Consider the following 10819-nt stretch of genomic DNA (forward strand, 5'->3'; position numbering starts at 1 on the left):
CCGTCACCAGCCCCGCTCCAGAGGAAGCCACCCCGGACAAGCCCGCCGAACTCGTCCGCGGGCACTGGCAGGCTGAAGCCCCGCACCACGTCAGGGACGTGACACTCACCAAGGACGCTTCCCGCGTCCGCACCCGGCAGCGCGCCACGGGCGACGGCCACCTTCCGCAACCTCGCCATCAGCCTCGCCCGCCGACCGGCCGGACGAACACCGCCGCCGCAACCGACCACTACCGGTCACGACCCGACCACGCACTCCAACTACTCGATCCCGAAACCTGAGAACGCATCAGCCCTGCTGACGGATCCTCCTCTGACCAGCCCTTTCACCTTCCCGGGACAAGATGAAAAAGGTTCAGAGCGGCCGCCCACCAATGCGCTCACAGTAAACACACTGAGATACTTAACAGCTCACAGGGGAACAACACCTTTTGCACTTAGGCCCCATGCGGGAATTTACTTACAGTGGTCCCGTGCCGGACGCGGTGTTCATCAACAGGACTACCTGCGGCCCGTGGCCACTCTGGTGGCGCGTCACGCTGAACTTGACAACTCCTGGAGGGAAAACGTGATGGTAGAAATCATGGCTGCTGATGGCTCGCTGGTGTGGGGCCGGGACACTGTGCAGAGCGACGGCTGGCTGCTCCCGATGCACTGTGTTGCTACGAACTCTGCTATGGCTGCCACGGAACTGACCGCCCGATTGATCCGGTGTCGGCGGACCGGCCCGGGGATCGCAGTCCTGCCCGGGGGCGACCTGGACCGGCGCAGCGACAGGTACTTGCGGGGTTCCGGCTCCGTGTTCGGCTGATGATCCAGACTGGTGGAGTGAGGTTGGCTTAACGGGTGTCGCTGATGGTGAGAGTTTCTGACCTTATAGATGACCACGGGAAGATGCCCTACTGGGCTCGGATTGTCGGGGGGCTCTTCCTGGGCGTGTTATTGGGATGCCTGGCGCGTTCTGCCGGTCTGGAATGGCTGTCAGCCGTTCTGGGGAAGACCGGAGATCTGTTTATCCAGTTACTCAAGCTGGTGGTGCCGCCCTTCGTGTTCTCGGCGATCGTCGCTAGCACGGTGGCGCTGCGGGGGCTGGCTGGTGCAGCCAGGCTGGCTGTCAGTACGCTGTGGTGGTTCTGTGTCACAGCGTTGCTGGCTGCTGGCGTCGGTATCGGGGTGGGGCTGATCGGTGATCCGGGACGGGGGGCTGCAGTCACCGAGGCGGGCGGGGTACCCAGGCAGGGCACATGGATGGACTTTCTGACCGGCATTGTCCCTGTCAACATCGTTGAGTCGTTTGCCCAGGCAAACATTCTTCAGGTCGTGACGCTGGCTGTTGTGGCGGGAGCTGCGGCGCTGGCGGTGGGGGAGGCTGCTGCGCCTTTTCTGGTGTTCAACCATGCGGTCTTCGAGATCGTCCAGAGGGTGCTGTGGTGGCTGATCTGGCTGTCGCCGGTCGGTACGCTCGGGCTGGTCGGCCATGCCGTCGCGACGGTCAGCCCGGACGTAATCAGTTCTCTGGGCCGCTATGCTCTGGCTGTCAACATCGGCTCGGCGATCGTGCTGTTCGTGGTCTACCCCGTGGTGTTCGCTGTCACGACCCGCCTCAGTCCGCTGCGTTTCTTCCACGTTGCCTGGCCCGCTATATGGCAGGCCTTCATCACCCGTTCCTCTGTCGCAGCTTTGCCGGTCACCCAGCGCGCCGTGGAGCGGCTGGGGGTTCCGCGTGATTACGCCGCGTTCGCCGTTCCGCTGGGCGCCACAACCAAGATGGATGGCTGCTCAGCGATATCTCCGGCGGTATCGGCGATATTCATTGCCCAGGTCTCCGGAATACATTTACACCTGGCTGACTACCTGTTGATTGTTTTCATTGCCGTGGTGGGCTCCGTCGCGACTGCGGGCCTCAATGGAGCGGTGGTGCTGCTCACCCTGACCGTGAGCATGCTGGGTTTGCCGTTTGCCGCACTGGGCCTGTTGCTGGCTGTCGACCCCCTTTTGGACATGGTGAGGACCGCCACGAATGTAGCCGGCCAGGCTTTGGTTCCTACAGTGGTCGCCGCGCGCGCTGGCATCCTCGGCGAAGGCGCCTACCAGGCCGCTGCAGCCGATCCCCTCGCGCCAGCCCAACGATAGGGAGAAGCGGTGGAGTCTGACTATCTTCCACCTGCCCAGGCCGTGTCCGTTCTCAATGCCGCCATGATGGGAATCTACGAGCGGGCCAGCGAGCGGTTTCACGAAGTGCTGCTGAACCGGGACCCGGTCATTCTGGCTCTCTTCAGCGGTGAGGGCGGACGCATGCTGTTGTATACACCCGGGCACGGGCCCCGGGAAGCCCCGCGTGTGCCCGCCGCCTACGAGCAGCTCAAGGCGGTCGGGCACAGCCCGGTGGCCGTCTACGAGATCGTGGCCTGGGCTGTGTCCGACAGGAACTACAACTGGCAGGAATCGCTGGCAGCCTACGCGGAAACCTGCCGGACAGCGCTCGACAGCCTGGAACGTCTGCCCCTGGCCCGGGAAGATGCAGCGCTGCTTCAGCACATCTTGGAGCGCAACCTGGTGTTCATGGACGGTTGTCTCGACTCGGACACTGTTGCTGGCGAGGAACTGCAACAGTATGCGCGAGCGGTCGCCCCTTCTCTCGCGCGGGCTGTCGACACGTGCGCCGATATCCAGGTCCGCCACTGGATGGAGGTCCTTGCCGACTGGCGGCGGGAGCTGGGCGCGGCCTGGGCGTCTACTTATGCCGCCAGCAATACGCTCTACGTCACTCGGCGCAACAACATCCTGTTCAGCCTTCTCGCCCAGTTCATGGGCACCGACGCGATAGGCGACAGGCTGCTGCTGTTCGAGACGCCGCAGTTCACCACCTCACCTGAGCTGATGCTGAGCACACTTGCCCGCGTCGTCTCAGACCGTGAACTCGCCAGAACGTTCTTCGGCTGCTACTACCTCAGCGACACTGAAATTCTCGGGGGCGCGGCCAGAGCAGCCATCACACGCGAGGCGAAGCAAAGAGGAATGAGCCCCCTGCTGCCCCCGCTGGCTCCAGTGTGTACACACGAGTGGCCTTGGCAGACTCTGCCCGGTGACGGCACGTGTCCCCGTACTCTGCAAGACCTCCTGCAGGATGGAGAGTGGATGTCATGAACTCGACGGCAGGCCGACACAGCTTCGGCGAGTCCGATGCCGAATTCCTCGTGGTGGACCGCAGTCGCCCGCAGCACCACGTGCGCCAATTTAGGGTAACGGCGCAGTTCACAGGCGGCCTCGAGGACGTCTTCGCCAAAGGCGACAATGCCAAGCTCCTGCCGAGCAGCGCGGTGAGCAACACCATGCTGGCCTTCGCGCAACGCTGCATAGACGCCGAGCCCGAATCCTATGCTGCCGCACTTGCCCAACGATTCCGTACCGCCTGCCCGGCGGCGCACATCGTGACCGTAAGTGTGGAGGTGGCAGACCTGGAAGCCCTCGGCGAGGGACGAGAGCGGACCAGCTTCACGTTCCCGGGGCGGGAGTGGCAGACCGCAGTCGCACAGATCGGCTCGGGAGGATGCCTTTCCGTTTGTGGCGGCGTACGCGATTTGAGCCTGTTCATGACAACTGGTTCGACATTCAAAGACTTCTTGTGCGACGAATACACTACTACCCCGGTCTTCGGCGATCGCGCCCTGGGCATCAGAGCCGACGTGCGATGGTTCACCGAGAGCCCTGACACCGATTTCCGCTCTTGTCGGCGCCGGGCCCGGCAGGCAGCCACTGACGCCTTCGCCGGGCATACCAGCCGTTCCAGCGAACACACCTGCTACGTCATGGGCAACGCGGTGCTGGCAGCCTGCCCGGAGATCTCGCGGGCCGAAGTCGCCGGAGTTCACCAGACCCGCCGCCTCGCCGACATGACGGCCTACGGGTACCGCAACCCCGGTCAGATCTACCTGATCGATGACACCCAAGCCACCACCGTAGCCGTAGAGGTCATCCGCCCCCCGACCCGCCTGAGCGAGTGAACAATGGAGCGCCCTGACACCGATGGCCTCGCTGACGGACTGCGGTCCCTCGCCTGGCCCACCACCCCAGACCCTACGCATACACCAACGCTGAAGGAACGACGATGCGACTTCCGGGTCTGCGAGAGCCTCGTGCTCCCGCTCGTCACTACCCCGGCCGAAGCACGCTGTGCCTATGTCCTGCTCACCAAACAGGGCTTCAGCACCAGGCAGGCCGTCGGCGACCTCGCAAGGTTCTTGGGTGTAGCGCCCACTCGCATCGGACACGCCTGTTCGAAAAACGACGACGGCATCACCCAGCAGCATCTGTCCGTCCCGCTGGAATGCACGCCTCAGACCGTGGCGGCTTTCAACCTCAAGCCCCAATCAGACAGTCGCTGGCTGCACCTGGCCTGGCAGGGCTGGGGTGCGCGTCCACTGGAGACAGGCATGATGCATGGCAATGACTTCCGGGTGAACGTGAGAAACCTGACCGCCCAGGCCGCGCACCACTTGCGGGGCCCCCGCACCATCACGCATTACACGCTCAACTATTTCGACGCCCAGTTCTTCACCGGCACGCCTGCGAGGCTCTCTCCCGCAACGCGCGACGCCTCCCTGTGGAACGAACAGCTCCGAGCCATGGTCAATGACCTGGCCGACGGTGCTGTCGCGCACGCCACCCGAGCTGGCCACCTCTACCTCTTCACGCACAAGACAGCTCCCCTCCTGGAACTGCTCAGACGTGCGCCGCAGGCCCCCTGCCAGACAGGCCAGCGGGCAACCGTGACACAGACCCTCATACGGATCGGGCCACCGGTCGCTGACGGATTACACCCCCAGGCCCTCCAGTGCGAACTGTCCTTCCACCTCCCTGACGGCGTCTACGCCAGCAGTGCCCTGGCTCAGCTCTTGGGCCCGGTCCTCGACTACCGCCACCTCCGCTAACGATCCGCAGCCAGCAGTGCGAGAACAGACGGCAAGCCAACGCAGGCAGCCCGTAGACAGCTTCTCGGCTAATGCACAGCCCAACCTTGGACGCGCGAGCTTGGCTGCCCCTCCTGGGTTCTCCCGCCGAGGCATGTGGTGTACGGCTACTTCCCCCGCTGGCAGGATGACGGCGTTCGAGCAGCTCACGGGCGTGCTGCGCGCCTGGCTCGCGAGCGCGAGGGCACCCCCGAGCACGAATTCCAGTCATGGTCCACCGCTGGGCTTCCCCTACGACTCCTTCACCTCGACTGCCCAGTCCGGCGACCGAGCCCTCGGGATCCGCCAAAGTGACCTAGCGCACACTTGATGCGCAGGTCAGCCCTCACCGCCGAGGTCGGCCGCGCCTGAGGCCCCTCCGGGAACCAAGCCCCAGAAGGGAGGCGCCACGTGTGCGAGGTGGTGACAGTGAAGCCCATTGTCGGTGTCCTCTGCGATCACTTAGGGGCGGAAAGTGGCAAGTATATACAAGTTGCTGAGAAGGTCGGAGACGTCCTGGGCGCTTCGGGTTACGGAATCGCCTACAGCGCCAGCTGCGGCCCGCTGGGAAACGCTGTGGCGAAATCTGCGATAAAGGCAGGGTCTCCCGTCATAGGAGTTATCCCACGGCGCATCATTGACGATGGCCTTCTGGGAGCCGCACCCGAAAGAATTCCAGCAGGTACTCTTCATATAGTTGACACATCCCCCGGCAGGAGAAAGGTGATAGAGAGTTTGGCGGCCACATACGTCGCCCTGCCTGGTGGTATCGAGACCCTTGAAAGCATTATTGAAGCAATGAGAAGCGAGGGGTGCGACCGCAGAAGCATCATACTGGTGAATGTTGAAAGTTTTTTTGCGGGATTCACTAGCCAACTCGAGCGATGCGTTTATTCGGGATTCCTGACCAGGTCGGCCCTCGACCTGCTACACGTAGTCGAGAAGGCCGAAGATATTCCGAGAGTGCTCAATGAAATTGCATGCCCCCGCAGGCCAATGCCGCGTAGTTGAGAAACGGCGAGGATTTTGAAGTCGGGTGGGTCGGGGTGGTGGATGGTGGTTTCGGTGCGAAGTTTCTTTCTGTAGGCGTTCGTGTGGACGCGTTTGACGGCTCGTGGGCTGGTGCGGTGCCGCCGTCGCGGGTTGGGTCTCCCGAGGATTTCTGCGCGGGCTGCTTCAAGGGCTTTCGTGAGACGATGAGGGGGAAAAGATCGCCTGGCCGGCGACCTGGTGGCGGATGACGCGCAGTGATCTAGCGAAGAACAGTCTGTCGGGGTCGATGTCGGCTTGATCGGCTGCCTCGCATATCAGGTGCCGGACTGCGTCATGGGTCAGCAAGAGTGCCCAGATCTCCTGCTCGATCATGTCCGGTGTTTTCGAGCGCAGGGCGCCGCCGCGGCCACGCTGATGAGTCTTGATCTCGTCGAGACTGGATTCGAATTACCAACGGCCTGCGTAGGTGGCTGCAAGTTCAGTGGCGCTGGCCTCGTGGGGATCCATGATGGTGGTGATCAGGCAGAAGATCTCTCCTTTGCCTTCGCGGTTGGTCACTTCATACTCGACGACCCGGACCGGGGTCCCGGCCGGCTCCGCGATCCGCGATCCGCGGTGACGCTGGGTCGCGCGCCGGCCCTGAACTTTCGGGTCGAGGAGAAAGGACTCGTACGATCCGTCCTTCAGCGGCCGGACTACCGGCAGGTGTGGTCCGTCGGGCATGCGCCACAGCAGATCCGCTTCCGTTGCGGCAGCCGCCTCCCACAGTCGGTACGCGTAAAACCCCCGGTCAGCGGTGATCAGCATGCCCGGCTCGAAGTCGGCGACGAGTTCTTTAGCGAGGGCGCCCTCGCCCACACGCCAGGGCCCCAGCCGGGCCGCCACCACGGCATGTGTCCCGCATTCGCCCAGTCCCACGATTTTCACCTGCGGGAAAGGCGGTGGTGATCTCAAGGGGTCGCTGCAACGGTTGCTACGAGTTTGTCTATCGGCGTGGTGTATCCGAGGGTCTTGCGTGGTCGGGTGTTGAGGCGGAACGCGACCGTGTCGAGGTCGTCCTGGGTGTACCCGGACAGGTCGGTGCCTTTGGGGAAATACTGCCGGAGAAGGCCGTTGGTGTTTTCGTTCGACCCGCGCTGCCATGGGCTGCGCGGGTCGCAGAAGTAGGCCTTGACGTCGGTGGCGACGGTGAAGCGTCGGTGCTCGGCCAGTTCAGTGCCGCGGTCCCAGGTCAGCGTCTTCATCATCGTATGGTGGAGGGCGCGCACGTGCGTGGCGAGCGCGTTGACCACGCTGATGGTGTCCTGAGACGGCTTGTACGGGCCGGGGCACCGCCACAGTGACAGCCGACAGGGCGGCGGCCAGCGCCGCTAGCAAGGCTGTCCTGGAGGTGCGGATACCGAGGGAGTATCCCAACTCAGCGATTTTCGTGCGGGGTTGATGTGAGGTGTATTCCGGGCCGCGATCGCTGTGGACACGCAGCCGGGCTCCAGCCGTCCCAGCACGGCGGCCATGTCCAGGGCATCGACGACGAGGTCGGCGCGGTGGTGGTCGGCCATCGGGCAGCCGATCACTTCGCGGGTGGCCAGGTCCAGCCATGAGGCGAGGTAGAGCCAGCCTTCGGCGGTGGGGATGTAGGTGATGTCCCCGACAATCTTCGTGCCGGGTCGGGCAGCGGTGAAGTCCCGGCCGGCCAGGTCCGGCGATGGGGCTGCCTTGCTGTCGGCCTTGGTGAGGCTGCGGCGCCCGGTGCGTCGGCTGTTTCCGGCGTTGCCGTGCTCGCGCATGATCCGCGCGACGCGCTTCTGAGGTTTTCGCTTGGGGGTGATGGCTATGGTGGGGTGAGGGTCAGTCCGGTCTCGGCGATGAAGCCGTCGAGGAGGGCAGGGCGGTACTGCATCCGTTTCAGTCGGGTCCGGGTGTGTGCGGCGAGCTGGTCGGTGGTGCCGGCGGCGAGGTGCGGGTGGGGGTGCGGGCCGTCGGCGGCGCGGCTCACGCGACCGCGTCCGCGTATTGCGCTTCCAGGTCGGCACGTCCCTCGGGGTCGTCCTCCTGGTCGTCGACGCCGTCGCCGTCGCCGTGGACGGTGCAGACGATGTCCGGGTCGCTGTCCATGGCACCGGTCAGCGCCTTGTGCAGGTCGGTGACCGAGTAAACCGGCGCCCACGCCTGCCCGGCGCACTCCAGGTCGAAGGGACAGGACAGCGCTACGTCGAAGCCGAAGTCGCCCTCGCCGTCGACGTCGTCGCGGAACGCGAGGGTGAGGGCCTGCTGCCCGAGGCGGATCTCCGCGGGCCTGTCCCGGCCGGTCACCAGGTCCGAGCCCGGTCGCCACCGCCACAGCGGCAGGATCTCCGGACCGAAGAAGCGGCGGACCAGCAGCAGGTCGCCCAGGCCGTCGCTGCCATCGCGCCCAAGGTCGGTTTCTTGGGTCTGCGAGAGCCGCTCCAGGAACGGTTCCAGGCGGTCCAGGGCGTCGGCGAAGACGAGGGTGTTGAACCCTTCGGCGGCCAGCCGGTGGTGCGAGTGGACCATCGCCTGGTGCTGGGAACGGAGGATGTCTTTGGGCACGCGCCGGTTGTCCGGCCGCGGGCCCTGCCGCTCCAGGCAGACGTCCAGCGGCGTGGCGAGGATGACCGCGACGGTCGGCATGCCGTGCCGCTTGGCGGCTATCACCAGCTCCAACCGCACCGGCTGTTCGACGTTGGTGGCGTCGATGACCGTGTTGAGCTTGCGGGCCATCCGGCGCTCCAGAATCAGCTTGAGGACGTCGGCTGCGTCGGCCGTGGCGTCCTGGTTGCCCGGGTCGTCGCTGACCGTGCCGCGCAGGGCGTCGGGGGAGAGGACCTGGGAGGTCGGCCAGGTGCGGGCCAGGATCGACTTGCCTGCTCCGGAGGCGCCGATCAGCACGATCAGCCCGTTCTCCGGCAGGTTCGGGTACAGCACCGAGGTCATTCGGGATCTCCTTGCGGATGAAGGGAGCGGGCGGCCCAGGTCAGGCGCCGCCCGGCGTGGTCGGTGAGCAGGGCGACGGCTTCGCGCAGCGCCGTCAGCGGGCGATCATGTGAGCGGGGTGGCCGTTCTTCATGTGGTCCACGCACTGCGGGCAGTCCTCGCGAGGACCGAGCCCGGCGTGCGCCTCACGGCTGGCGTACGCGTGGAACCAGCACTGCGTGCACTGCCCCCGGGGCGGGTTCATCGCCTTGGTGTTCGCCATCTCAGCTGGCTCCTTGCGGGTGAAGGGTGCGGACGGAGGCGCGGACGCGTTTCAAGCGGGTGCGGGCCGCCGCGGCCGCCGTCACAGCGCGAGGCCGGCGGCGGCCAGCGCGAGCAGGACCAGGGCAGCAAGCGACAGGTCGACCGCGCGCCGCAGGTGGGTGAACTTCCGTACGGCAAGGGCGGACAGGACCCGGATGCGGGCGGCGCGGGTGTCGCCGCCCAGGCAAGCGCAGATCTCGTCTTCGTCCAGGCGTGCCCAGTAAGGGAAGGACGCCCGGTCATCACCGCGCAGCCGGGGCCTGACGACCAGGAGCAACAGCACGGCGGCCGCGCCCAGGCTGAGGACGGCGAGCGTGCCGAAGACCTTCGTCGCGGGTGGCAGTTCCCTGTCGGCGACGGACGCGAGGCCAGCGAGGACGGCGCCGTTGAAGGCGAGCAGTAAGGACGCCTTGCTGTCCGTGCGGGCGATCTCGCTGGTGACCGCGGCGCAGGCGGCGTCCAGGTTCTTGTCGACGGTGGAGGCGGGGACCGTGGCAGTCGTCATGAGCGGGGTTCTCCTTGCGGAACGTGAAGGGGCGGCCCGCGTGTGCGAGCCGCCCGGGACGGCTTGGGTACGCCGGGTGTCAGACATCTCATGTCGCTGAAGGTCAACTTCGACGGTCAGGCCGCGAGTGCGACGTGCAGGGCGAAGGCCCGCTCCGGGTCATAGGCGGTGCGGTTCCGCAGGCAGTGGTAGAGGCAGCCGAGGAGCTTGTTGAACAGGTTCCGCAGGGCTGCGGTGTGCCGTTCACCGCCGCCGCGTCGACGGTCGTAGTGTTCACGGGGCTCGTGTGAGCGCAAGGCTACGAAGGCCCACATGTAGCCCACGGAGGCCAGGCGTTGGTTCTTGACGGTCCTGGCGACCACGACGTGGCTGCGGCCGGAGGCCCGTGTCACGGGTGCCGCGCCGGCGTATGCCTTCAGTGCCCGGGCATCGGCGAACCGTGCCCGGTCGTCGCCGACCTCGGCCAGGACGCGGGCTCCGGACATGACCGACAGGCCGGGAAAGCTGGTGATGATCTCCGCGTCCGGATGGGCGGAGAACGCTTCCTCGGTGGCCGCCGCGAGGTCATCAACGCTGTGGCAGGCCGCGTCGAGCTGTTGGGTGAGGGCCTGGGTCTGTTTGCCCATGGCTTGTTCGACTTGCGGCAGCTGGTGCAGGTACTCCCTGCGGAAGATCTCCCGGAGCCGCTCGGCCTCGGCCTCGATCCCGCGCCGGAGCCGTCCGGCTCGCTTGAGCAGGGCGCGTAGTTGGCTGCGGGTGAGCCGGGCCGCTGTCGCCGGAGTGGGCGCCGCGGCCAGGACTGCGCGGGCGTGTGCCGAGTCGAGGCCCAGGTTGCCGCTCCCGTGGAAGGCGGCGAGGGCGCCAGGGTAGTACTCGCGCAGCTGGGAGCGGAGTCGGTTGACCATCTGGGTCTTGTCCCAAATGGCGTCCTGGTGGGCTCGGGCGAGGACGGCGACGGCCTGGGCAAGTTCGCTGTCGGCGGGTAGCGACCGGTGAGCGGCCATGTCTGTGCGCAGGATATTCGCCAGGACGCGGGCATCGGCGGCGTCTGATTTGGCGCGGGCGACGCTGCTGCGGTCGCGGTAACGTGCAGCGGCCAGCGGGTTGATGGCGTA

12 protein-coding genes and 3 pseudogenes are annotated in these 10819 nt (G+C 65.8%); 6 read left to right on the forward strand and 9 right to left on the reverse strand.

Translation table 11 applies throughout. From position 1 onward, the window contains the following. The 6 genes and pseudogenes from ACZ53N_RS35015 to ACZ53N_RS35040 form a co-directional block, all read left to right on the forward strand. A pseudogene (locus ACZ53N_RS35015) lies at positions 1–281 on the forward strand (hypothetical protein); the annotation flags it as partial. A gap of 612 nt (positions 282–893) precedes the next feature. After that, a complete protein-coding gene (locus tag ACZ53N_RS35020; protein WP_469144803.1) occupies positions 894–2132 on the forward strand; it encodes a dicarboxylate/amino acid:cation symporter in 1239 nt (412 codons plus the stop codon). A 9-nt stretch (positions 2133–2141) separates the two neighbouring features. Continuing rightward, entirely contained in the window at positions 2142–3146 is a 1005-nt protein-coding gene (locus tag ACZ53N_RS35025) for a hypothetical protein (protein ID WP_469144804.1), read from the forward strand. Continuing rightward, entirely contained in the window at positions 3143–4003 is an 861-nt protein-coding gene (locus tag ACZ53N_RS35030; RefSeq protein WP_469144813.1) for a tunnelling fold family protein, read from the forward strand. The genes ACZ53N_RS35025 and ACZ53N_RS35030 overlap by 4 nt, the downstream gene beginning before the upstream one ends. Positions 4004–4006: 3 nt before the next feature. Continuing rightward, on the forward strand, positions 4007–4930 hold the full coding sequence (gene truD, locus ACZ53N_RS35035; RefSeq protein WP_469144805.1) for a tRNA pseudouridine(13) synthase TruD: 924 nt from the start codon (positions 4007–4009) through the stop codon (positions 4928–4930). 429 nt (positions 4931–5359) lie between these two features. Then, positions 5360–5959, forward strand: coding sequence for an LOG family protein (locus ACZ53N_RS35040; protein ID WP_469144806.1), 600 nt, complete (start codon positions 5360–5362; stop codon positions 5957–5959). Positions 5960–6124: 165 nt separating this feature from the next. On the opposite strand, the gene ACZ53N_RS35045 is transcribed toward ACZ53N_RS35040, so the two are convergent. The 9 genes and pseudogenes from ACZ53N_RS35045 to ACZ53N_RS35085 form a co-directional block, all read right to left on the reverse strand. After that, entirely contained in the window at positions 6125–6313 is a 189-nt protein-coding gene (locus ACZ53N_RS35045) for a hypothetical protein (RefSeq protein WP_469144807.1), read from the reverse strand. A gap of 75 nt (positions 6314–6388) precedes the next feature. Further along, positions 6389–6859 carry a transposase gene (locus tag ACZ53N_RS35050; RefSeq protein WP_469144808.1) on the reverse strand — a complete coding sequence of 157 codons (471 nt, stop codon included), beginning with the start codon at positions 6857–6859 and terminating at the stop codon, positions 6389–6391. A gap of 32 nt (positions 6860–6891) precedes the next feature. Then, positions 6892–7248 (reverse strand): annotated as a pseudogene (locus ACZ53N_RS35055) (IS30 family transposase); the annotation flags it as partial. Positions 7249–7311: 63 nt separating this feature from the next. Next, positions 7312–7728 carry a DDE-type integrase/transposase/recombinase gene (locus ACZ53N_RS35060; protein WP_469144809.1) on the reverse strand — a complete coding sequence of 139 codons (417 nt, stop codon included), beginning with the start codon at positions 7726–7728 and terminating at the stop codon, positions 7312–7314. Between the two features lie 44 nt (positions 7729–7772). After that, a pseudogene (locus tag ACZ53N_RS35065) lies at positions 7773–7901 on the reverse strand (IS630 family transposase); the annotation flags it as partial. Between the two features lie 32 nt (positions 7902–7933). Next, positions 7934–8896 (reverse strand): AAA family ATPase, encoded by a 963-nt coding sequence (locus tag ACZ53N_RS35070; protein ID WP_469144810.1) that lies wholly within the window; start codon positions 8894–8896, stop codon positions 7934–7936. Positions 8897–8990: 94 nt separating this feature from the next. Continuing rightward, a complete protein-coding gene (locus ACZ53N_RS35075; RefSeq protein WP_361934175.1) occupies positions 8991–9158 on the reverse strand; it encodes a pRL2-8 in 168 nt (55 codons plus the stop codon). A gap of 81 nt (positions 9159–9239) precedes the next feature. After that, positions 9240–9704: a Pycsar system effector family protein gene (locus ACZ53N_RS35080; protein ID WP_469144811.1), complete on the reverse strand. Its 465-nt coding sequence runs from the start codon at positions 9702–9704 to the stop codon at positions 9240–9242. A 116-nt stretch (positions 9705–9820) separates the two neighbouring features. Further along, positions 9821–10819 (reverse strand): IS110 family RNA-guided transposase (locus tag ACZ53N_RS35085; RefSeq protein ID WP_469144812.1); only part of this gene is annotated, 999 nt, incomplete at its 5' end.

This window comes from Streptomyces sp. NPDC033229 (assembly GCF_055576875.1).

Coding starts and splice junctions, on each gene's coding strand:
- ACZ53N_RS35075 (WP_361934175.1), bottom strand. CDS start 9,158: ATGGCGAACACCAAGGCGATGAACCCGCCCCGGGGGCAGTGCACGCAG.
- ACZ53N_RS35030 (WP_469144813.1), top strand. CDS start 3,143: ATGAACTCGACGGCAGGCCGACACAGCTTCGGCGAGTCCGATGCCGAA.
- truD (WP_469144805.1), top strand. CDS start 4,007: ATGGAGCGCCCTGACACCGATGGCCTCGCTGACGGACTGCGGTCCCTC.
- ACZ53N_RS35060 (WP_469144809.1), bottom strand. CDS start 7,728: ATGCGCGAGCACGGCAACGCCGGAAACAGCCGACGCACCGGGCGCCGC.
- ACZ53N_RS35070 (WP_469144810.1), bottom strand. CDS start 8,896: ATGACCTCGGTGCTGTACCCGAACCTGCCGGAGAACGGGCTGATCGTG.
- ACZ53N_RS35045 (WP_469144807.1), bottom strand. CDS start 6,313: ATGATCGAGCAGGAGATCTGGGCACTCTTGCTGACCCATGACGCAGTC.
- ACZ53N_RS35020 (WP_469144803.1), top strand. CDS start 894: ATGCCCTACTGGGCTCGGATTGTCGGGGGGCTCTTCCTGGGCGTGTTA.
- ACZ53N_RS35080 (WP_469144811.1), bottom strand. CDS start 9,704: ATGACGACTGCCACGGTCCCCGCCTCCACCGTCGACAAGAACCTGGAC.